Origin of the sequence: Muriicola sp. (assembly GCF_041567615.1) — a bacterium.
In the GTDB taxonomy this organism is placed as follows: domain Bacteria; phylum Bacteroidota; class Bacteroidia; order Flavobacteriales; family Flavobacteriaceae; genus Muriicola.
Map to the genome: position 1 here is coordinate 1 of NZ_JBFGBM010000022.1, position 21680 is coordinate 21680.

The following is a 21680-nucleotide window of genomic DNA, read 5'->3' on the forward strand; positions in this document are numbered from 1 at the left end:
CCAGGAAAAGGTGGAAGCCCTGGGGATCTTCAAAAGCGAGATCAAGCAGGAATTCCTGCAGTTTGAAGAACAGCCCGGGTTATTGAAGATGAAACTGGAACAGGGGATCAACCTCAACAAATTGGATAAAGGGTGCCTGATCTTCAACGTCCTCCCGGAAGAGGGTTATAAGGTCCTGTCCGTAGACAGCAATCGGTATGACACCAAATACTGGCTCGAGAATTTTTTGGGCGTGGAGGTATTGCCGGATGAAAATTTCTATACCAAAAACTACCTCAAATTCTGCCAGAATTTTGCCAAAGATGTGGTTCTGCCGGCAGAGGATAAACAACAGGAAGTCCTCTTTATGAACAGGGCGGTCAACCACTTCGCCAAGAATGACGACTTCGAGGAGACGCGATTCCTCAACGAGGTCATGGACAATCCCGACCTTATCCCCGAATTCAAACATTACAAAGTGGAGCGGGGACCCAAATACAGCATTGAGGACGTGTCTTCCTTTCCCATTGCCAACAAAGCGGTATCAGATACAAGGAAGAAGATCAAGAACGTCATCAACCTGGATACCAACGTGCAGATCCGGCTCGATTTCATCAATCCTGAATCGGCAGAACGCTTTGTGGAAAAGGGATGGGACGAGGAAAAACAGATGTATTATTACCTGGTCTATTTTAACAAGGAAACTAAAAACTGACGGGGATATTCGGCTAAAGGCGTCCGAATCTATCGGACCTTGATCTTTTTATCGATGATCTGCCGCATGCTCACATTCTCGTAGTTCCTGCGGACAAAATCCAGGGTGAGGTTCAGGATCTGTCCCATATTGCGGCATTTTTTGAATTTGACATCCTTGGTAAAGGCAAAGATCTCCATCTTCAGCTGTTCCACGTTCTCCGGGCTGGAGATCTTGTCAACCTTAGCCGAATTGATCAGCCGTTTGATCCGCTTGTTGGCGCTGATGATCCGCTTGGCGATGATGGACCTTTCTTCCACCTTGTACTGTTCCACGGAATCATCGAGCAATCTCGATTGTACCAGGGCGACCATCTTCTGATTTTCCTTGAAGAACTGTGGTCGGTAGACCTTGAGCTTGCCTTCGTAGCACTGCTGGTCAAAATCGATTGCCCGGATGCGAAAGACCACATGGTCAAAATCGTGGATGGGAATGATCACATAGTTATAAGACCGCATATCGCCCAGCAGCTGGATCGTGCACCGTTCGTTGAACTTGACGAACTCCTTGGCCAGCTGGGATTTCTGTGTATCTGTGCAGTTCGGCAGCATTTTTTTGATAAAGATGTCGCCCGGGATCCCTGAGATGTGCTCTTCGATCAGCGTATCCTTGTACACCAGGTAATTGAGGTTGTAGGGCGACAGCATATGCTCGAGCTCCAGACCGTAGATCCTGGAGGCATCAGCTTTCTTGACGTAGAAATAAATGAAGTTATCGTTCAGAATATTCCTGATCCTGATACGAAAAGGCTTGGAATTCCCAAAGGTGCAATAGTCCACTGCATCTACATTCAAATACTGGAAGATACGGCCGGTTCCGTCTGAGTGTAAAATGGAATAGACCTTTTTGAGGTTGAGGTCGATCTCGTTGCGTTCGGCATCCGTGTAGTATACCCTGACCCACAGGGTGTCGTTTCCCTCGTCGTCATAGACTACCACGGAGCCCGCGAATCTCAGGAGGTCGTCATAAAGGATGGGGATCTCCGTCTTGCGGTTGTACTGATCCAGAAAGGTCTCCAGTTTCTTGCTGACAGGAAACGAGGGTTTCTTCTTGGACATGAGTTTTTGCTGGGTCATCTCTTCTTACCTATTTGCCATCATTTTGTAACAAAACGCGTATTTTCTCGTCAAGTTACTATAAACTGCCTAAATAGCGTACTTTTTGGAAACGATTCTTACGGTCTCCAACCTGACTAAAAAATTCGGATACCTTACCGCCGTTAAAGATCTTTCCTTTTCCATCGAAAAGGGGAATGTATATGGCATTTTAGGGCCCAACGGCAGCGGCAAGTCCACCACCCTGGGGATCGTCCTGAACGTAGTGAACCGCACCAGCGGAAACTTTACGTGGTTTGATGGCCAGACCAGTACGCATGATGCCCTTAAAAAGGTGGGTGCTATCATCGAACGGCCTAATTTCTACCCCTATATGTCTGCCCTTCAGAATCTTAAACTGGTCTGTAAGATCAAGGAGGTTCCGGAAGACAGGATTGAGGAAACCCTTCAATTAGTCGGGTTATGGGAAAGAAAGGACAGCAAATTCCGAACCTATTCCCTGGGGATGAAACAGCGCCTGGCGATTGCCTCCGCCCTGCTGAATGATCCTGAGATCCTGATCCTGGATGAGCCCACCAACGGGCTCGATCCACAGGGAATCCACCAGATCCGCCAGATCATCAAAAAGATCGCCTCCCAGGGCACGACCATCCTCCTGGCTTCCCACCTCCTGGATGAAGTGGAAAAAGTGTGCTCCCACGTGGTGATCCTGAGGAAAGGGGAAAAGCTTTATTCGGGTCCTGTGGAAGATATGATGGCCAGTCAAGGATACCTCGAACTCAAATGCCGGGATACGGACGCCCTGGTCAACATACTGAGTGGTGATGAACGATTTGGGAAGATCGAAGAAAGCCTGGGATTGGTCACCGCAGTACTGCGTGAGAAAATGGATCCGGGGGAGCTCAACGAGCACTTGTTTAAAAAAGGCATAGTCCTTACCCATCTGGTAATGAGGAGGGAAAGCCTGGAAGAACAATTCCTTAACCTGACCAAAAGCCAGAGCAATTAATTCCGGTTCACACTTATGAAACGACTCCTGCAAATAGAATTTATAAAGCTTTGGAACAACCGTTCTAGCCGGATCCTGATCATCTCCTATTTTGTCTTGCTGACCTCCATAGCCCTGGTCGCTGCCATCAAATTCGATATAGGCCCTATCCAGTTTCACCTGGCAGACCAGGGGATATTCAATTTTCCCTACATCTGGCATTTCAACACCTTTGTCACCGCCTTCTTTAAGCTGTTCCTGGCCATAGTCATCGTCTCCATGATGTCTAATGAATACAGCAATAAGACCATCAAACAAAACCTGATCGACGGTCTCTCCAAAAAGGAATTTGTGCTTTCGAAATTCCTGACGGTGATCTCCTTTGCTTTGATTTCCACCGTCTTTGTGTTTGCGGTTTCCATGATCCTGGGGTTGATCTATTCCGACTATGACGAATTGTCGATCATCTTTTCGGACCTGGAATTCCTCCTTGCCTATTTTGTGAAGCTGGTAGGTTTCTTCTCTTTTTGTCTCTTTCTCGGGGTACTGGTAAAAAGGTCGGCCTTCGCCCTTGGCTTCCTCATCCTCTGGCAGGTTTTTGAAGGCTTTGTCAGGGGGATGATCCGCTGGAAGTTATTCGACTCAGAGACCACGGACGCTGTTATGGGGTTCTTCCCCCTGAACGCAATGTTCAACCTCGTCAAGGAGCCCTTTAGCCGGCTGAATGCCGTACAATCTGTCGCCAACCAGATCGGGGAAAAGGTATCCCTCAACTACCATGTACACACATACGAGATCCTCATCGTCCTCGCCTGGACCTTTCTTTTCATCTCTTTATCCTATGTGATCCTGAAAAAGAGAGATTTGTAGTATATTGTGATGTTTGGGGAATCGCCAAAAAAATTGCTACTCCCGCCATACTTGTCTTTAGCCGGTTCAATCAAGCCGGAGAAGTGACATTTTGGACCCTTTCCTCTTGGTAATTAAGTCAAGTTTGCACGTATGGCTCGGAACACTGGCTGGAAAATGGAAACTACATGCCATGGACTTGTGCTGGCATGCCTGCTCACCCTCTTCACCGGGCTAGGAGCTGCAGGTCAGATCTGCCCTTCTCCCGTACTTACGAGTCCGCTTGACGGAGCCGTCAACGTCCCTGTGGATGCCGATATTTCCTGGAACCAGGTCCCTAATGTCCCCGGGTATATCATTTCCCTGGGAACAACCCCAGGAGGTACGGACTTGCTCGACGAGAAATTTGTGGGCAGTGCAACTACTTACAACCCGCCTGTGGGCCTCCCGGAGAATACCACCATCCATGTTACCATCACCCTGTTCGATTTTCAGAACGGGAATATTGAGATCCCTTGCGAAAGTGAATCCTTTACGACAACATCCATTACTGAGGCACCGGCCTGTGCCCAGTTGAACGTCCCCTCAAACGGGCAGACGGATGTCAACCCTGCCACCAACTTGAGCTGGGGATATGTTCCCGGCGCCATCGGATACCGGCTGACCATAGGTACGAGTCCCGGGGGAGGAGAAATCCTTCCTACCACAGATCTGCAAAATACCCTCAGTTATGATCCACCGGCAGAATTCCCTCCCAATTCGCCCATTTATGTCAGGCTGACGGCCTATAACCTCTTAGGGGATGCGACCTCCTGTACAGATTTCAGTTTTACGACCAGCGAGTTAGCGGCCCTCCCCGGATGTACCTTCCTGATCTCTCCCCTGGATGGAGAAATCAACGTGCCGGTTACGCCCATCCTTGAATGGGCTCCTGTTCCCGGTGCGACGGGCTACAGGATCACGGTGGGCAATTCGCCCTTTACAGCAGAAATTCTTGATAATGTAGCCTTCCCTCCGGTGACACAAACAGGGATTCTTGAACTGGAGGCCAATCGCACTTTTTTCATCACCATCGTGCCTTTTAACGAAGCCGGGGAAGCTATCGGCTGCGAGCAGGAATCTTTTACTACCCTGCAGGGCTGTGGCCCTTTCTTCGATGCCATGACGGGCGATCTGATCACCCTGAACCCCATGATCGACATACCGGATACCATTTCGACCTGTGCCAGTGAATTTCCCCTGGTCTATACCTCGCCAGATGTGGCTGACGGCTACCGCTGGTTCCGAATCGACGTCAACGGGAATGAGACCCTGATCTCGGATACCCAAACCGTTTCTTTTGCTGGTTCGGGTTCATACCGGTACGAAGCCTACACCCTCATCCCCCAAAGTGGCAACCTGGAATGCCCGACCTCCAAAGTATTTACCGTGGAGAGTTCTGAGATCCCGGTCATCACCTCTGTAGATGTGACAGAGCAGGCCAATGGGATACGGATCGCGGTCAACGCATCCGGGAGCGGGGATTACGAATACGCCATTGATAGCAGCAGCGGACCTTACCAGGACAGCAATGTCTTTACCAATATCCCCTATGGCACCCATACACTTTACGTGAGAGACCGGAATGGCTGCGGCATTGCAGAGGAACAGATCGTTCAGGACCTCACCCTGGAAGGCTTCCCGAAATTCTTTTCCCCCAACGGAGACGGTATTAATGATTACTGGCAGTACATCCCTCCGGAGTTTAACGGTGATATCACCCTGGTGAGTATAGAGATCTTCAATCGCTATGGACAATTCCTGGTCCGGATCGATCCGACATCCCGTGGCTGGGACGGCACTATTAAGGGGATGGACCTGCCGGCATCGGATTACTGGTTCAGGGCCAGGTCGAGTACCGACCAGGAAATGACGGGGCATTTCTCCCTAAAGCGCTGACACCTGATTTTCTGGCTGGACGGAAGTTGTAAACCCGTCGACTTTTGTAATTTTAAGCCATGAAATTTAAGGTAGTATCCGAATTCCAACCTACCGGGGACCAGCCCGAAGCGATCGCCCAACTGGTGGCTGGGATAGAGGACGGGGAGCAATATCAGACACTGCTCGGAGTAACAGGCTCAGGGAAGACCTTTACCGTGGCCAATGTGATCGAAAAAGTACAACGTCCGACCCTCGTACTGGCCCACAACAAGACCCTTGCGGCTCAGCTCTATTCCGAATTCAAGATGTTCTTCCCAAACAATGCGGTGGAATACTTTGTCTCCTACTACGATTACTATCAACCGGAAGCGTATATCCCTTCGAGCGGACTCTACATCGAAAAAGACCTTTCCATCAATGAAGACATCGAAAAACTGAGGTTGAGCACTACTTCCTCCCTGCTTTCCGGAAGGCGGGATGTGCTGGTCGTAGCGTCGGTATCCTGCCTGTACGGTATCGGGAATCCCGTGGAATTCCAGAAGAACGTCATTACCATCAGGAAAGATCAGGTGATCTCCAGGACTAAATTCCTCCATCAATTGGTTCAAAGCCTCTATTCCCGGACCACGGCAGATTTTAAGAACGGGAATTTCAGGGTGAAAGGGGACGTGGTGGACGTCTTCCCAAGCTATGCGGACCATGCCTTCAGGATCCATTTCTTCGGGGACGAGATCGAAGAGATCGAGGCCTTCGACCCCTATAACAACACCCTGATCGAGGTCTACGAAACACTGAATATCTACCCGGCGAATATGTTCGTCACCTCCCCGGACATCCTCCAGAATGCCATCCACCAGATCCAGGACGACCTTGTAAAGCAGGTGGAATACTTCAAGGAGATCGGAAAACCACTGGAAGCCAAGCGACTGGAAGAACGCACTAACTTCGACCTGGAAATGATCAGGGAACTCGGATATTGCTCGGGGATCGAGAATTACTCCAGATATCTGGACGGTCGAGAACCGGGAACCAGGCCCTTCTGCCTGCTGGATTATTTCCCGGAGGACTACCTGATGATCGTGGACGAAAGCCATGTGACCATCCCCCAGGTGCACGCCATGTACGGGGGAGACCGTTCCCGTAAGGAGAACCTGGTGGATTACGGGTTCCGACTGCCGGCAGCCATGGACAACCGTCCCCTGAAATTTGAGGAATTTGAAGCCCTGCAGGGTCAGACCATCTTTGTCAGCGCCACCCCGGCCGACTATGAATTGCAGCACAGCCAGGGGGTGTATGTGGAACAGGTCATCAGGCCGACCGGCCTTCTCGATCCTGAGATCGAGGTGCGTCCCACCAAGAACCAGATCGACGACCTGGTAGAAGAGATACAGGTTCGGGTCGAAAGAGATGAGCGTACCCTGGTAACCACGCTCACCAAGCGAATGGCCGAAGAACTGGCAAAATACCTCACCCGGATCAATATTCGATGCCGCTACATTCACAGCGATGTGGACACCCTGGAACGGGTGGAGATCATGCAGGATCTCAGGAAAGGGCTGTTCGATGTACTCATAGGGGTAAACCTGCTGAGGGAAGGGCTCGACCTGCCCGAGGTATCCCTCGTGGCCATTGTGGATGCGGATAAGGAAGGTTTTCTGCGCAGCAACCGATCCCTTACCCAAACGGTAGGTCGCGCTGCGCGGCACCTGAACGGGAAGGCCATCATGTATGCCGACAAGATCACGGAGAGCATGAAAAAGACCATTGACGAGACCCGATACAGGCGTGAAAAACAGACGCAGTACAACCTGGAGAACAACGTCACCCCAACCTCATTGAACAAAAGCCTGGACAATGCCCTGGCAAAGAATTCGGTCTCGACCTATCACTACATCAAAGAGGAGCGCAAGGCGGCGGAACCCGATCTGGAATACCTCACCGCTGATCAAAGGGAAAAAATGATCCGCTCCAAACGCAAGGCCATGGAAAAGGCGGCCAAGGAACTCGACTTCATGCTGGCAGCGAAGTTGAGGGATGAGATCAAAGTGCTGCAAAGCCAGGAGTAGCAAAATCGAAGGGAATGAAACACATAGTCTACCTCTTATTGTACTGCCTTCTTGCCGCCCCTACCCTCACGGGACAGAAACTCAGCGAGCGCAGGATCAAATCGGCAGCAACAGAAGCATATCCCGCCGGATTAAGAGAATTAATGACCTTTTTAAAGATCCCGAATATCGGGAGTGATCCCGAACATGTTGCCCGAAACCTCGACTGGTGCAAGGAAACATTTAGCTCTATGGGATTCAGGACAAGGGTCATAGAAACCGCTACGGCTCCCTTACTCTTTGCCGAAAAATTGGTGTCGCCAAAAAAGAAGACCGTAATGTTCTACCTGCAGATCGACGGCCAGCCTGTGGATGCCTCCGAATGGGAACAGGATGATCCATTTATCCCGGTGATCAAGGAAAAAGGAGGAGACGGGATGTGGAATACAGTGGACTGGGATGGGAGAAGTATTCCCGACCCCGAATGGCGATTGTTCGGTCGGTCTGCATCGGATTCCAAAGGTCCGGCCATGGCTTTTATCACGGCTGTGCAATACTTCTTCGAGCACCGGTATCAGCCTGAATTCAATATCAAGGTCGTGATGGACTTCCAGGAAGAACTGGGCTCCCCTTCCCTCCCCCAGGCCGTTATCGAAAACCGCAATCTCTTTGATGCCGATATGGTGCTCATCATGGATGGCACCCGCCATATCTCCAACTGGCCCACCCTCTGCTTCGGGGCAAGGGGTATCGCCACGGCGAGGATCAGGATCTTCGGACCCTATGCGCCACTGCACAGTGGACAGTACGGGAATTACGCGCCTAATCCGGTATTCGAGGCCGCCCGGCTAATTTCCAGCATGAAGGACGAAAGAGGAAAAGTGCTGATTCAGGGATTTTACGATGGGATCTCCCTGACGGAGGAAGACAAGAAAGCTCTGGGGTCCCTGCCCGAAAATGAGGACAGCCTGAGACTCAGGCTCGGGATTCACAGCCGGGATGCGGTAGGGGAAAACTATCAGGAATCCCTGCAGTACCCTTCCCTTAACATCCGGGGTCTGCAGTCGGGTTGGGTGGGTAAAGAAGTGCGGACGATCATCCCCGATGTAGTGGACATCGAGATAGACATGCGCCTGGTTCCTGAAACACCGGGGGAGCGCATGATGCAACTCTTGAGAGACCATATGGAAAGGGAAGGTCTCTACCTGGTCGATGACCTGCCCACCCCTGAGGAAAGAGCTGAGTATCCCAAACTGGCCAGCCTGGAATACCGGCTGGGTTCCCTGCCCTTCAGGACAGCAATGGATTCAGAGACGGGGCGCTATCTGAACAAAGCCCTTTCTCGGGTATTTGGGGAGAAGGTGGTCCATATGAGAACCACCGGGGGGTCACAGCCTATAGCCCCGTTTATAAAGACCCTGGATCTTCCGGCCGTCTCCATCCGTATCCCCAACCCCGACAACAACATCCACGCTCCCAATGAAAACCTCCGTCTCGGGAATTTTCTGGAGGGGATCATGACCTGCCTGGCCATCCTCAACGAGCCTTTAAAATAAGAGGCACCCCGAAAACGGGGCACCTCTCAACTAACCAAACAAACCAACCATTATGAAAACCCGCAAAACGGGTCAAGCATAATTTCTTTAAACCTTACTTGCCGATCTCGATCATCCTCTTTGGCTTTGGCAAAGCCTCTTCTTTCTTGGGAAGATCCAGGTGCAGGATACCTTCCTTATAAGATGCTTTGATCTTATCGCTGTTTACGGTCTCCGGCAGGGTAAAGGACCTTCTGAAGGAAGAGTAGGAGAATTCTCTTCGTGTGTAATTCTCTTCTTTCTTTTCATCCTCAGTCTTGCTCTCCATGGAAATGGTAAGCACGTCGTTGTCTACTTCGACGTTAAAATCATTTTTGTTCCTTCCTGGGATGGCGAGTTCCAGGTGGAAGCCCATGTCGTCTTCCTTGATATTCACGGCCGGAAGGGTAGATACATAATTCTCGCTTCCGCCGAACCAGTCGGGCTTGAAGAATTCGTTCATCAAGGTTGGGAACATACCGGTGTTTCTTGTTATGATACTCATGACTTATAATTTTTAGATTAAACTTCTTTTTTTACCCTGATAGAACAAAGGATATACCAACCGAAAATACATGCCTTTTTGTCGTGTTTTCTCTCCATAGGCATGTCGTTATGTCAGTTTCTAATGTAGAAACATGAATGCGCTGCCCGGGGAAAAAGCTCAGACAGGCGGCTTTGACCGGGTAAAACTTAAAAGGAATTCCTATCTTTCCTGAAAAGCGGATCGAATGACAAACAACGATATCCTGAAGAAATTAAGGGTGGCCCTGCAGTTGAGGGATGATGAGATCGTAGACATCCTCGCCCTGGTGGATTTCAGGATCTCAAAAAGTGAGATCGGGGCCTTTTGCCGAAAGGAAGGGCATCCCAAATACAGGGAATGCGGGGACCAGGTTCTGAGGAATTTTCTGAACGGCCTGGTGCTGCACCTCAGGGGGCCCAGGGACAAACCCAAAGCCCCTGGCAAAAGTGATGAGAAATTAGATCGTCCCAAGCCGAAGGAAGCCGGTGGAAACAAGCGTGTCTTATCCGGTAAACCAACCGCTAAAAATAAAAAAGGCCCTAAGCGAACTTAGGACCTTATGATGAATAACCCCAGGTATTATCCCTGAATTCTGACGGGTACGGTATACATTTTACCTTCCTTCCCCGATGCCACTTGCACCTGCTGGTAATTCAGACGGCTTTTCACAAATTTCTCCAGGATTTCATCGTCCGTTTCTACAGAAATGACAACGATCTCCTTTTTGTCATTGAGGGTAAAAAGGACCTGGGCGGTCAGGTCTTCCTCGTCCAGAACGAAATTGTTGTCCTTTAGGAGGTCCCCGATCTGAACAGCGAGTTCATTGTTGGGGTCGATGGTCCTGGAATCATTTGCAAAGAGATTCCCTCCTGCCAGAAGCAGGGCTGAGGCGAATACTAAAGATAATTTTCTCATGACTCGTTTGTTTTTGATTAATAATTAGATTGATGATTTGTTATAAAAGACGACTCCAATTTGGGGATGTTACAATCATTTTCAGTATTAACAATTATTTAAGCCCCTAAATGCGGTATGGGTTTGGAGGTCTCCATTCCATCAGGTGGTCATAAAAAGGAAAGGAAGCTGTTCTGAATCAGGGACAAAAAAAGGGAGATGTTGATTTAACATCTCCCCTTTGTTATACTGTTTCCTGAGGATTAAGACAGCACCTCTTTTACCTTATCTGCGGCCTCCTGGAACTGAACGGCTGAATGTACCGCGAGGCCGGAATTGTCAATGATCTCTTTTGCGAGTTCGGCATTGGTACCCTGCAGCCTGACGATGATGGGCACCTTGATCGCATCACCCATGTTCTTATAGGCATCTACCACTCCCTGGGCAACCCGGTCGCACCGAACGATACCCCCGAAAATATTGATAAGGATGGCTTTTACTGCAGGATCTTTCAGGATGATCCTGAAAGCTTCCTCTACCCTTTTGGCGTCAGCAGTACCTCCCACGTCCAGGAAGTTGGCTGGCTCTCCACCCGCCATTTTGATCAGGTCCATAGTAGCCATGGCAAGCCCGGCCCCATTGACCATACACCCTACGTTACCATCGAGATCGACATAGTTCAGGCCAACGGCCCTTGCCTCCACTTCTATGGGGTTCTCCTCCCTGAGATCGCGCATCTCTGCGTACTGTTTCCTCCTGAACAGGGCATTATCGTCAATGGTCACCTTGGCGTCCACAGCCAGGATCTTATCGTCCGAAGTCTTGAGAACCGGGTTGATCTCAAACAAGCTGGCATCGCTCTGTTCATAAGCTTTGTACAGGGAAGAAATAAACTTGGTCATCTCCTTGAAGGCGGTCCCGGACAGTCCCAGGTTAAAAGCGATCTTCCGTGCCTGGAAAGGAAGCAGACCGGTAGCCGGGTCAATTTCTTCCGTGAAGATCAGGTGAGGGGTTTTATCCGCCACCTCTTCTATATCCATCCCACCTTCTGTGGAATACATGATCATATTGCGTCCTTTGGCCCGGTTCAGGAGTACGGACACATAGAATTCACTGGTCTCGCTCGGACCCGGGTAATACACATCCTCAGCGACCAATACCTGGTGGACTTTCTTTCCCTGGGCAGAGGTCTGGGGAGTAACCAGGTTCATCCCTATGATCTTGCCGGCGATCTCCTCCACCTCATTTAGGTTCTTGGCCAACTTTACACCCCCACCTTTACCGCGGCCTCCCGCATGGACCTGGGCCTTGATTACATACCATGAGGTCCCGGTTTCCTGGTTGAGCTGTTTGGCCGCATCTACGGCCTCCTTTGCATTGTGGGCCACAATGCCCCTTTGGATACGAACGCCAAAACTGGCTAATATTTCCTTTCCCTGATATTCGTGAAGATTCATAAGGTTATATTACGTTAGTTGTGTGCAAAAATAGGAAAGAAAGCGGAGTTACCCTATTTATAAAAGAAGCTTCTCACACTTTAAAATCCTTGAAATCGAGAGGGTCGAAATTCCTGAAATGCCCGTTCATTTCGATCAGGGCCTTAGTCCGGTCTACCTGTTTCAGGACCTTGATGGTATGATCCAGGTGCTTTTTGATATAGGCCAGGCGCTCACTTTCCCTCATGAGCTGCAGCAGTTCGTGTTCCTGTTCAAAGGACAGGCCCATTTTGTGGGCGAGCATAAAGGGATTGAATTTCTCGGGTGGAATACGGTCGAAGGGAACACCCATAAGATCGTAGAGCTCCTGAATTCCGTCGAGGACCACCTTCTTGGTCTCGAGATCCCCGTCATTGATATTCTCGAGGAATTTCACCACTCCGCCCGCGTAGAGTTTTCCTTCCATTTCATTTTCAAAGGTCATGACCTGGAAAACCTGCCGGGCTACACAGACCACATCCATGGAGCCGTTCTCATAGGTGGTCACCACCTCCACCAGTTGCACCTCTGTACCGTAGGTGATCCGGTCGTGAATATAAACGGGTATACCAAAGGTCACGGCCTCCTTGCGACAATCGTGGATGAGTTCCTTGTAGCGTTCCTCAAAGATGTGCAGGGGAACGGTTTCCCCGGGAAAAAAAACGGTCTGTAAGGGAAAGAATGGTAATTTCACGTCTGAATTTTAGTAAAAATACGAAGTCGGACTTTCAGGGACAAATGGATAAGCATTTGAATATTGTTGTATTTATAACTATTTGTTGTATTTTTCTATTTATACGTTTTTATTTTGGGAGGACTCAGCAACTGCCTTAGTTTTGCCGTAAAGAATTCATCATGAAGCATGCAGACCTTTTAAAGATAGTGGACGAATTTGGGGCCCCGGTCTATGTGTACGACACGGAAAAGATCACCTCCCAGTTCAAAAGGCTTACCAAGGCCTTTAGCAGTGTCCCTCGCTTAAAATTGAACTATGCGGCTAAGGCCCTTTCGAACCTCAGTATTTTACGCCTGATGAACAGTTTGGGAAGCGGACTCGACACAGTATCCATACAAGAGGTCAGGTTGGGTCTCCTGGCGGGATTTTCTCCCGAGGATATCATCTACACCCCAAATGGCGTTTCCCTGGAAGAGATCGAAGAGGCGACCCGTCTGGGGGTGAGGATCAACATAGACAACCTCTCCATCCTGGAACAATTTGGGACCCGGCATCCCCATGTGCCTGTCTGCATCAGGATCAACCCCCATGTCATGGCCGGTGGAAATACCAAGATCTCCGTAGGCCACATCGATTCCAAATTCGGGATCAGCATCCACCAGATCCCCCACCTGCTGAGGATCGTCGAACTGACCAAAATGAACATCAACGGCATCCATATGCATACGGGAAGTGATATCCTCGACATCGAGGTCTTCCTCTATGCCTCGGAGATCCTCTTCGAGACGGCCAAACACTTTGAGAACCTGGAGTTCATTGATTTTGGAAGTGGATTTAAAGTTCCCTATAAAGCCGGTGACATACAAACCAATATTGAGGAACTGGGCCAGAAATTGGGCAACCGCTTCAACGAATTTTGTAAGGAATACGGACGCGACCTGACCCTTGCCTTCGAACCCGGAAAATTCCTGGTAAGCGAGGCCGGTTTTTTCCTGGCCCGGGTCAATGTCGTAAAACAGACAACCTCCACCGTTTTTGCCAGTGTGGATTCCGGTTTCAACCACCTGATCCGTCCTATGCTCTACGGCGCATCCCATGAGATCATCAACATTTCCAATCCCGAGGGTAGGGAGCGTTATTACTCCGTAGTGGGTTACATATGCGAGACCGATACTTTCGGCAGCAACCGCAGGATCAGTGAGATCAGGGAGGGCGACATCCTGTGTTTCCGAAATGCGGGAGCCTACTGTTACACCATGGCCAGCAACTACAATTCCCGCTACAGACCAGCTGAGGTCATGTGGCACAAGGGAAAGGCTCACCTCATATCCAAGAGGGAAACCTTTGACGACATCATACGCAACCAGGTAGATCATCCCGAGCTTTTCGAGCCCGCCAAGAAGCGGGCAGTAGCTAAATAGTCCCTCGTCCGGTAATTCTGACCGGATACCTAAAATAAAGGAGGTAGAAATTCGTTATTTTAGTGGTTAGATTACGACTAAAGGTCGAAACAAATGGCTATGAAACAATATTATTTTCTCGCACTCTTTATCCTGACCTTTGTTCTGGGTGGGACGACCCATGAGCTCAAGGCCCAGCAGGTTAACTGGCTTAGCTGGCAAGAGGCCACAGAACTGGCAAGGGCAGAAGGCAATGCCAAAAAGATTTTTATTGATGTGTATACGGACTGGTGTGGCTGGTGCAAGCGCATGGATAAGGACACCTTTCAGAACCCCCAGGTAGCAGCTTATATGAACGAGAATTTCTATATGGTGAAAATGGACGGGGAGGGAAAAGAACCCATTGAATTCAAGGGAAAGACCTACACCTATGTACCCTCAGGAAGAAGGGGTTACCACCAATTTGCCGCGGCCCTGTTGCAGGGTCGACTCAGCTATCCTACGGTGGTGTTTCTCGACGAGCAATTCAACATGCTGTCACCGGTACCAGGCTACCAGAAACCCGGGCCTTTCCTGAATATCGCTCGTTATTTCGGGGAGGATATCTACAAAGAACTCGACTGGAAAACCTATAGCGGACAGGGCAAATAAGCCTCAGTCTATCGGCTGTAGTTTGGAGACTCCTTCGTGATGGTCACGTGGTGAGGATGACTTTCCGTGATCCCGCTGCTGGTGATCTTCACGAACCGGCCTTTTTCCTGTAAGGAAGGAATATCCTTTGCGCCGCAATATCCCATCCCGGCTCTCAGACCGCCTACAAACTGATGGATACTTTCGAAAAGATCCCCTTTATAAGGCACTCTTCCGACGATCCCTTCGGGAACCAGTTTCTTGATATCATCTTCTACATCCTGGAAATAGCGGTCCTTGCTCCCCTGTTTCATGGCTTCCACAGAACCCATTCCCCGGTAGGATTTGAATTTCCTGCCTTCGTATATTATGGTCTCCCCAGGTGATTCCTTGGTCCCGGCCAGCAGGGATCCCAGCATGACCGTATCGGCCCCGGCCGCCAGGGCTTTGGGGATATCTCCCGTATATCGAATTCCCCCATCTGCGATCACCGGCACCCCGCTTCCTTTTATGGCCGCTGCTACCTCGAGTACCGCTGAGAACTGCGGAAAACCAACTCCGGCAATCACCCTTGTGGTACAGATGGAACCCGGCCCGATCCCTACCTTCACCGCATCCGCCCCGGCTTCCACCAGATATTTTGCTGCTTCTGCGGTAGCTATGTTTCCAACGATCACTTCCAGAGCGGGAAACTCTTTTTTCACTTCTTTTAGTATTGTTACCACCCCTTTGGAATGACCGTGTGCGGTATCGATCACCACAGCATCCACCCCTGCCCTGACCAGGGCGGTGGTTCGCTCCAGGGCATCGGCCGTCACTCCGATCGCTGCAGCCACCCGAAGTCGGCCGTACTGGTCCTTATTGGCGATGGGTTTCTGAGTGAGTTTGGTGATGTCCCGGAAAGTAATGAGGCCGACGAGTTTGTAATCTGCATTGACCACGGGTAGTTTTTCGATCTTGTTGGCCTGCAGGATATCCTCTGCCTCTCCCATAGAGGTCCCCTCGCCTACTGTTACCAGGTTTTCAGAGGTCATCACCTCCGAGATAGGCCTGTCGTTATTCTTTTCGAAACGCAGGTCCCTGTTGGTCACGATACCTATAAGTTTGCTGTCCTTGTCAACAATGGGAATACCCCCAATGCTGTGTTCCTTCATATTGGCCTTCGCATCCCTGACCAGAGCATCTTTGGGCAGGGTGACCGGGTCGAGTATCATCCCGCTTTCCGCCCTTTTGACCTTACGGACCTTATTGGCCTGTTCCTCAATGGTCATGTTCTTATGCAGCACGCCTATCCCTCCTTCCTGGGCCATGGCAATCGCCATTTTCGACTCCGTGACCGTATCCATGGCTGCGGATACGATGGGAATATTGATCTTGATATTTCTCGTGAATTGGGTCTGAATGTTCACATCGCGAGGCAGAACTTCAGAAAATGCAGGTACCAGGAGGACATCGTCGTAAGTAAGACCTTCTCCCAGAATTTTATTGAGGTGGGCTTCCATGCAATTAAGGCTTAATTGCGTGCAAATATACGCATTTTTTTGGCGGACAAGGATTCTGCCTTCCCGTTTTTACATCCTTGAATAAAGGGTCCTTTTAGACCCTGCTCAGTTGAGGATATTTCAATGATTTTTTTATTTAGAAAAAGTCTAAATTAATTTTGAAAAATCGAGATTGCAGCCTACTTTTGTTCTTTGGAAATAGCTTATATTTAATTAGTCTAAATAATATGTACAAACACTTACTTACCCTAGGGATCGTATTATTTTCCTCTTCAATGCTGGCCCAGAACACTCGACTCATCACGCAACCCAAGGATTCCAACCTCATCCGCCTCGATGAAGTGGTGCTCTCTGCCAATGTAATACTAGGCAGCAAGTATCAGGCTGAGAATCGTACCGGTTCAGCCTATTACATTTCCCCTCAGGAACTCGCCACCTTTAATTATACGGATGTCAACAGAGTCCTGCGATCGGTGCCTGGTGTAAATTACTATGAAGAAGACGGGTTTGGACTCCGCCCCAATATCAGCCTCAGGGGTACTTCCCCAGAAAGGAGTGCCAAAATCACCCTGATGGAAGACGGAGTATTGATCGCTCCCGCACCATACAGTGCCCCGGCCGCCTATTATTTCCCTTCAGTGGCCAGAATGCAGGCCGTGGAAATCCTCAAAGGAAGCAGTCAGGTTCAATACGGGCCCTACACCACGGGAGGGGCTATCAATATGCTTTCCACCCAGATCCCTGAAGATTTTAACGCCTTTCTCTCGGCCTCCTATGGGAATTACAACAGTGGCAGGCTGCATGCTAAACTGGGCGATTCCAAAGAGCGGTTCGGTTATATGATAGAATACCTGAATTTCAATTCTGATGGATTCAAAAATCTGGATTCCAGAGGGAATACGGGATTTGACAAAAATGATCTCGTGGCTAAATTCAGGGTGAATACCGGCAGGGCAGCAAGCCTGCAGCAATCCCTTGAATTTAAATTCCAGTACTCTGACGAACAATCCAATGAGACTTATGTGGGTCTGACCGACGCGGACTTCAGCACGACTCCCTTCCGGAGATATGCAGGAACCGCCGAAGATGAAATGATCAATGACCACAAACAGTTCATGCTTACTCATCTGTTGGCCTTTAGCGATAATTTCCACATTACCACGAATGCCTACTACAACGGCTTCACCAGGAACTGGTACAAACTTGATGGGGTAACCCTCAACGGGGAACGCCGCGGTGTTTCGGGAATCCTTTCCGACCCCCTTAACAACAGTGAATACCTGGATGTGATCACGGGAGCAGCAGACAGCCCTGATGACGCCCTGCTCGTCAAGGCAAATGCACGGGGTTATATTTCCAAAGGGCTGCAGACCAAATTCGACTACCACTGGACAGAGGAAAATACCTTTCACGACGTTGAGGTCGGGGTGAGATACCACTACGATGAAGAAGACCGTTTCCAATTCATTGACGGATACCGAATAACAGACGGCAGCATGATCCGCACTTCCTCCGGGGTGCCGGGTACGAATGCGAACAGGATCAGCGATGCCACAGCTCTGGCCACATTCGCCCTCTACAGGTTTAAGTATAAGGAGCTGACGCTGACTCCCGGCCTCAGATACGAGAACATTCGCCTCGGCAGGACAGATTTCGGCACCAGCGACATAGAACGTCTGGGAACTTCATTATCCGTACGTGAAAACCGGACAGATGTATGGATTCCTGGGATGGGTTTTAATTACAATTTTGACAAGTTCTCTGTTTTTGGCGGTGTACATAAAGGGTTTTCACCCCCGACCAGCAGGGAGGATGAAAAAGCTGAAGAGAGCATCAATGTGGAATTGGGTTCCCGATTCAGATTAAATGGAATCTCTGGGGAGGTTATCGGCTTCTACAATGATTACAGCAACCTTCTGGGGAGCGATCTGGCGGCCACCGGTGGAACCGGAAGCCTTGAACAGTTCAATGCCGGGGAGGTCAAAGTACAGGGTATCGAAATCCTTCTCAACTACGATTTCCTTCAATCCCACGACAAGTTGAAGCTGCCACTGACTTTTGCCTACACTTTTACGGATACTGAATTCCAGAGCAGTTTTGGCAGTGCAGAGGATATCTGGGGCGATGTTACCACCGGAGATGAACTTCCCTATATCTCCAAACATCAGTTTAACACCACCCTGTCTCTGGAGCACAAATCCTTCGATATCAACCTCAGTGGGCGATACAACGGAGAATTCCGAACCAGGGCAGGACAGGGCCCCATTCCTTCAGACGAAAGGGTTCCCTCCAGTTTTGTACTGGACCTGGCAGGGGCTTACCACATCAACCCCAATGCAAGCCTGACACTGAATTTTATCAATATGCTCGATGAGAAGTACGCGGTGGCGAGGGTACCGGCCGGACTCAGGCCCGGACATCCCCTTGGAGCTTACCTGGGGGTAAGGCTGCAGTACTAAGAGTCAGCGTACTCAGAAATATTTTGAAAATAGCTGGGTAGCGCGATTATGGGCCGCCTCAAAGGCGGTCCAGCTTACCCCGGTGTGAGCCTTCCGGGCCGTGAAATAAGAAAGCATCTTTTCGGTAGGCATGTTTCCCGTCAGTTCATCCCTGGCCATGGGACATCCGCCAAACCCCTGAATGGCCCCGTCGTATCTCCTGCACCCTGCCTTAAAAGCGGCATCGATCTTTTCATGCCAGGTGTTCGGAGTCGTATGAAGATGGGCGCCAAATTCCACGTCGGGATACATGGGGATAAGTTCCGAGAACAGATAGGAGATATCCTCCGGCGTAGAGGTGCCAACGGTGTCTGAAAGGGAAAGAATTCGAACCCCCATGGCTGTGAGCTTCTCCGTCCATTCTCCCACGATCTCCACGTTCCACGGATCGCCATAGGGATTACCGAATCCCATGGAGATATAGACCACCACCTCCTTGCCGGATTTTGCAGCAATATCGAGGATCTCCCTGAGTACCTCTGTAGATTGGGCAATGGTCTTGTGGGTGTTTCGCATCTGGAAATTCTCGGAAATGGAAAAGGGGTATCCCAGGTAATCGATAGGCGCGAATTCGGAGGCATCCTGAGCTCCTCTCACATTGGCGACGATCGCAAGCAATTTGGATCGTTTTGCCGTCAGGTCCAATCCACCTAATACAGCGGCTGTATCCGCCATTTGGGGAACCGCCCTGGGGGAAACAAAACTCCCGAAATCGATCGTATGAAAGCCACAACCCATCAATGCCTGGATGTATTTGACCTTCTCCTCTGTGGGAATAAAGTTCTTGATCCCCTGCATGGCATCCCTGGGGCACTCTATGATGGCAACCTTGTCTGAAGGCACTTGCTCCGTCTTTTTACTCCCTCAAAAGTACTATTATTTATAGGATAAAAGCAGGTAAAGTCCGATCCCCGCAAAAACCAGTACCTGCAGCCATTTCAGGAAGACCGGGGCTCCCCGGTGGGTTTGCAGATAGCCCGAAATAGAGCCGGCGAGAAGGGCTATCAGGGCGAAGATGGTAAAGGAAATGATCATAAAGAGGAATCCCAGGATGTAGAACTGCAAGGTCGTGCTTAAATAATCGCTGAAGAGGAAGCCTGGAAAAAAGGCGAGAAAAAAGATGGTCACCTTTGGGTTGAGTACGTTCATGATAAATCCCTGCCGATATAATTGCCAGAGGGTCTTTTTGGGACGTCCGTTCATCTCCAGGTCCAATCGGGCGTCGGATCGCATGACACGAAAGGCAAGGAAGAAAAGATACAGGGCCCCGAAGAGCTTGATCGTATAGAACAACATGGGGTTCAGGCTGATGATGGCAGACACCCCAAAAGCCAGGAGGGTGGTATGGACCAGGCAGCCGGAGATCAATCCGGCTGTGGTGGCTAGCCCGTATTTTTTTCCATGGACAATGCTCAGGGTAAGAACAAAGATGTTGTCCGGACCGGGAAAAATGGCCAGGGCTGCCGTAGCCAGAGAAAATGCCCACAGGATCTCGTAATTCACTTCAGGTACCTATTTGATTCTCAGGACAAACAAACGTACTTTTTTATATCTTACAAAAATTTAGATCATGAAAATTTCCGTGCTGGGCCTGGTTATGGTCCTCAGTTTCCTCCTGGTCAATACAGATGTGATTCCTGTGAAAAAACAAACAGATACAGCAGCTGCGACGATTGTGAAGGACTCTCTGCTGCGCCATGTAGTCCTGTTGAGATTCAAGGCCGGTGCCTCTGCCGAAGAGATGGAAGAAGTCCAAAAAGCCTTCGTCGCCCTGAAATCCAAAATACCACAGATCGTTTCCCTGGAATGGGGAATAAATAACAGTCCCGAAGGCCTGGACAAAGGATTTACACATTGCTTTTTCCTCACTTTCAAATCAGAAACAGACAGGGACATCTACCTGCCCCACCCCGATCACAAAGCATTCGGAAATATCCTGGGGCCGATTCTTGAAGACGTACTCGTGGTAGATTACTGGGCTAATTGAGCCTCCTTTTTCAGCAAGGCCCTGTTGATCCGCTTTACGAGGGCCGGTCCTTCGTAAACAAAGCCGGTCCATAACTGGACCAGACTGGCACCTGCTTCGAGTTTTTCGAGGGCATCCTCAGCCGAGTGAATCCCCCCGACCCCTATGATGGGGAAATCTCCTCCTCCTTTCTCATGCAGGAAACGGATCACTTCCGTGCTGCGTTCCCTCAGGGGTTTACCACTGAGTCCGCCGACCTGTCCTGTCAATTCGGGAGAAGAGGTGAGGTCATCCCTGCCAATCGTCGTGTTTGTGGCGATCACCCCGTCCAGGGCAGTGCTTCTCACGATGTCGATGATGTCCAGCAGTTGATCCTGGGTAAGGTCGGGTGCGATCTTCAGGAGGATAGGTTTCCTCTTCCCCCCTCCTTTGCCGGCTAAAGTCGAATTTTCTTCCTGCAGGGCTTTCAGTAAGGCCGTAAGCGGTTCTTTTTCCTGCAATTCCCGCAGGCCGGGCGTATTGGGCGAACTGACGTTGACGACAAAATAATCCACATGAGTAAAAAGAACCCTGAAACAGATCAGGTAATCCGAGGTAGCTTCCCGGTTGGGCGTGACCTTATTCTTGCCGATATTCCCCCCGATCAGGACACGATGATTTTTTTTAAGTCGTTCTAAAGCAGCCTCCACCCCTTCATTGTTAAACCCCATCCTGTTGATGATCGCCTGGTCTGCTTTCAGCCTGAACAGTCTTTTTTTGGGGTTCCCGTCCTGGGCCTTGGGGGTCAGGGTTCCGATCTCGACAAACCCGAAACCGAAGTCTGAAAGCTCATTGTACAGTTCGGCATTCTTATCGAAACCCGCAGCGAGACCCACTGGATTTTTAAACTTCAACCCAAAAACCTCCCTTTCCAACCTGGGATCTGGCACGGTATAGCATCGTCTGATGA

General features: G+C 50.0%; 20 protein-coding genes. 11 read left to right on the forward strand and 9 right to left on the reverse strand.

The window, feature by feature from the left end; genetic code table 11:
* On the forward strand, positions 1-694 hold a 694-nt coding region (locus ABYP73_RS02720), incomplete at its 5' end, for a nucleoid-associated protein (protein ID WP_372973370.1).
* Positions 695-723: 29 nt separating this feature from the next.
* On the opposite strand, the gene ABYP73_RS02725 is transcribed toward ABYP73_RS02720, so the two are convergent.
* Entirely contained in the window at positions 724-1809 is a 1086-nt protein-coding gene (locus ABYP73_RS02725) for a hypothetical protein (protein ID WP_372973371.1), read from the reverse strand.
* Between the two features lie 85 nt (positions 1810-1894).
* Between ABYP73_RS02725 and ABYP73_RS02730 the strand changes: the two genes are divergently transcribed.
* The 5 genes from ABYP73_RS02730 to ABYP73_RS02750 all read left to right on the forward strand — a co-directional run bounded on the left by ABYP73_RS02730 (position 1895) and on the right by ABYP73_RS02750 (position 9146).
* The gene (locus tag ABYP73_RS02730; RefSeq protein WP_372946218.1) at positions 1895-2797 is read left to right on the forward strand and encodes an ABC transporter ATP-binding protein; all 903 of its coding nucleotides are present in this window, start codon (positions 1895-1897) and stop codon (positions 2795-2797) included.
* 15 nt (positions 2798-2812) lie between these two features.
* Complete coding sequence (locus tag ABYP73_RS02735) at positions 2813-3646, forward strand: ABC transporter permease (RefSeq protein ID WP_372973372.1); 834 nt, start codon at positions 2813-2815, stop codon at positions 3644-3646.
* 132 nt (positions 3647-3778) lie between these two features.
* Positions 3779-5563: a T9SS type B sorting domain-containing protein gene (locus ABYP73_RS02740; RefSeq protein ID WP_372973373.1), complete on the forward strand. Its 1785-nt coding sequence runs from the start codon at positions 3779-3781 to the stop codon at positions 5561-5563.
* Positions 5564-5622: 59 nt separating this feature from the next.
* A complete protein-coding gene (gene uvrB / locus ABYP73_RS02745; RefSeq protein WP_372973374.1) occupies positions 5623-7611 on the forward strand; it encodes an excinuclease ABC subunit UvrB in 1989 nt (662 codons plus the stop codon).
* Positions 7612-7625: 14 nt separating this feature from the next.
* Entirely contained in the window at positions 7626-9146 is a 1521-nt protein-coding gene (locus tag ABYP73_RS02750) for a M20/M25/M40 family metallo-hydrolase (RefSeq protein WP_372973375.1), read from the forward strand.
* 94 nt (positions 9147-9240) lie between these two features.
* Here the strand turns inward: ABYP73_RS02750 and ABYP73_RS02755 are convergent, their stop codons facing one another.
* On the reverse strand, positions 9241-9669 hold the full coding sequence (locus ABYP73_RS02755; RefSeq protein WP_372973376.1) for an Hsp20/alpha crystallin family protein: 429 nt from the start codon (positions 9667-9669) through the stop codon (positions 9241-9243).
* 226 nt (positions 9670-9895) lie between these two features.
* Between ABYP73_RS02755 and ABYP73_RS02760 the strand changes: the two genes are divergently transcribed.
* Entirely contained in the window at positions 9896-10243 is a 348-nt protein-coding gene (locus tag ABYP73_RS02760; protein WP_372973377.1) for a DUF1456 family protein, read from the forward strand.
* 26 nt (positions 10244-10269) lie between these two features.
* Here the strand turns inward: ABYP73_RS02760 and ABYP73_RS02765 are convergent, their stop codons facing one another.
* The 3 genes from ABYP73_RS02765 to ABYP73_RS02775 form a co-directional block, all read right to left on the reverse strand.
* Positions 10270-10605 (reverse strand): hypothetical protein, encoded by a 336-nt coding sequence (locus ABYP73_RS02765; protein ID WP_372973378.1) that lies wholly within the window; start codon positions 10603-10605, stop codon positions 10270-10272.
* 242 nt (positions 10606-10847) lie between these two features.
* A complete protein-coding gene (sucC, locus tag ABYP73_RS02770) occupies positions 10848-12041 on the reverse strand; it encodes an ADP-forming succinate--CoA ligase subunit beta (protein ID WP_372973379.1) in 1194 nt (397 codons plus the stop codon).
* A gap of 73 nt (positions 12042-12114) precedes the next feature.
* Positions 12115-12753 carry an LON peptidase substrate-binding domain-containing protein gene (locus ABYP73_RS02775; RefSeq protein WP_188371049.1) on the reverse strand — a complete coding sequence of 213 codons (639 nt, stop codon included), beginning with the start codon at positions 12751-12753 and terminating at the stop codon, positions 12115-12117.
* A 161-nt stretch (positions 12754-12914) separates the two neighbouring features.
* Between ABYP73_RS02775 and lysA the strand changes: the two genes are divergently transcribed.
* The gene (gene lysA / locus ABYP73_RS02780; protein ID WP_372945375.1) at positions 12915-14156 is read left to right on the forward strand and encodes a diaminopimelate decarboxylase; all 1242 of its coding nucleotides are present in this window, start codon (positions 12915-12917) and stop codon (positions 14154-14156) included.
* A gap of 99 nt (positions 14157-14255) precedes the next feature.
* Complete coding sequence (locus ABYP73_RS02785) at positions 14256-14786, forward strand: thioredoxin family protein (RefSeq protein ID WP_372945374.1); 531 nt, start codon at positions 14256-14258, stop codon at positions 14784-14786.
* 8 nt (positions 14787-14794) lie between these two features.
* Here the strand turns inward: ABYP73_RS02785 and guaB are convergent, their stop codons facing one another.
* Complete coding sequence (guaB, locus tag ABYP73_RS02790) at positions 14795-16267, reverse strand: IMP dehydrogenase (RefSeq protein WP_372945373.1); 1473 nt, start codon at positions 16265-16267, stop codon at positions 14795-14797.
* Positions 16268-16494: 227 nt separating this feature from the next.
* Here guaB and ABYP73_RS02795 point away from each other — a divergent pair, with 227 nt between their 5' ends.
* Positions 16495-18726 (forward strand): TonB-dependent receptor family protein, encoded by a 2232-nt coding sequence (locus tag ABYP73_RS02795; protein ID WP_372973380.1) that lies wholly within the window; start codon positions 16495-16497, stop codon positions 18724-18726.
* A gap of 12 nt (positions 18727-18738) precedes the next feature.
* Here the strand turns inward: ABYP73_RS02795 and ABYP73_RS02800 are convergent, their stop codons facing one another.
* The gene (locus tag ABYP73_RS02800; protein WP_372946631.1) at positions 18739-19563 is read right to left on the reverse strand and encodes a hydroxymethylglutaryl-CoA lyase; all 825 of its coding nucleotides are present in this window, start codon (positions 19561-19563) and stop codon (positions 18739-18741) included.
* Between the two features lie 78 nt (positions 19564-19641).
* The gene (locus tag ABYP73_RS02805) at positions 19642-20268 is read right to left on the reverse strand and encodes a LysE family translocator (RefSeq protein WP_372973381.1); all 627 of its coding nucleotides are present in this window, start codon (positions 20266-20268) and stop codon (positions 19642-19644) included.
* A gap of 67 nt (positions 20269-20335) precedes the next feature.
* Here ABYP73_RS02805 and ABYP73_RS02810 point away from each other — a divergent pair, with 67 nt between their 5' ends.
* Positions 20336-20752, forward strand: coding sequence for a Dabb family protein (locus ABYP73_RS02810; protein ID WP_372973382.1), 417 nt, complete (start codon positions 20336-20338; stop codon positions 20750-20752).
* Here ABYP73_RS02810 and ABYP73_RS02815 read toward each other — a convergent pair.
* Positions 20737-21680 (reverse strand): quinone-dependent dihydroorotate dehydrogenase (locus ABYP73_RS02815; RefSeq protein WP_372973383.1); only part of this gene is annotated, 944 nt, incomplete at its 5' end. The two genes, ABYP73_RS02810 and ABYP73_RS02815, sit on opposite strands and share 16 nt — an antisense overlap.

What these genes read in the sequence shown, in the direction of transcription:
- ABYP73_RS02725 (WP_372973371.1), bottom strand. Translation starts at nt 1,809, where the DNA reads ATGACCCAGCAAAAACTCATGTCCAAGAAGAAACCCTCGTTTCCTGTC.
- ABYP73_RS02735 (WP_372973372.1), top strand. Translation starts at nt 2,813, where the DNA reads ATGAAACGACTCCTGCAAATAGAATTTATAAAGCTTTGGAACAACCGT.
- ABYP73_RS02740 (WP_372973373.1), top strand. Translation starts at nt 3,779, where the DNA reads ATGGCTCGGAACACTGGCTGGAAAATGGAAACTACATGCCATGGACTT.
- uvrB (WP_372973374.1), top strand. Translation starts at nt 5,623, where the DNA reads ATGAAATTTAAGGTAGTATCCGAATTCCAACCTACCGGGGACCAGCCC.
- ABYP73_RS02750 (WP_372973375.1), top strand. Translation starts at nt 7,626, where the DNA reads ATGAAACACATAGTCTACCTCTTATTGTACTGCCTTCTTGCCGCCCCT.
- ABYP73_RS02755 (WP_372973376.1), bottom strand. Translation starts at nt 9,669, where the DNA reads ATGAGTATCATAACAAGAAACACCGGTATGTTCCCAACCTTGATGAAC.
- ABYP73_RS02760 (WP_372973377.1), top strand. Translation starts at nt 9,896, where the DNA reads ATGACAAACAACGATATCCTGAAGAAATTAAGGGTGGCCCTGCAGTTG.
- ABYP73_RS02765 (WP_372973378.1), bottom strand. Translation starts at nt 10,605, where the DNA reads ATGAGAAAATTATCTTTAGTATTCGCCTCAGCCCTGCTTCTGGCAGGA.
- sucC (WP_372973379.1), bottom strand. Translation starts at nt 12,041, where the DNA reads ATGAATCTTCACGAATATCAGGGAAAGGAAATATTAGCCAGTTTTGGC.
- lysA (WP_372945375.1), top strand. Translation starts at nt 12,915, where the DNA reads ATGAAGCATGCAGACCTTTTAAAGATAGTGGACGAATTTGGGGCCCCG.
- ABYP73_RS02785 (WP_372945374.1), top strand. Translation starts at nt 14,256, where the DNA reads ATGAAACAATATTATTTTCTCGCACTCTTTATCCTGACCTTTGTTCTG.
- guaB (WP_372945373.1), bottom strand. Translation starts at nt 16,267, where the DNA reads ATGGAAGCCCACCTCAATAAAATTCTGGGAGAAGGTCTTACTTACGAC.
- ABYP73_RS02795 (WP_372973380.1), top strand. Translation starts at nt 16,495, where the DNA reads ATGTACAAACACTTACTTACCCTAGGGATCGTATTATTTTCCTCTTCA.
- ABYP73_RS02800 (WP_372946631.1), bottom strand. Translation starts at nt 19,563, where the DNA reads ATGCAGGGGATCAAGAACTTTATTCCCACAGAGGAGAAGGTCAAATAC.
- ABYP73_RS02810 (WP_372973382.1), top strand. Translation starts at nt 20,336, where the DNA reads ATGAAAATTTCCGTGCTGGGCCTGGTTATGGTCCTCAGTTTCCTCCTG.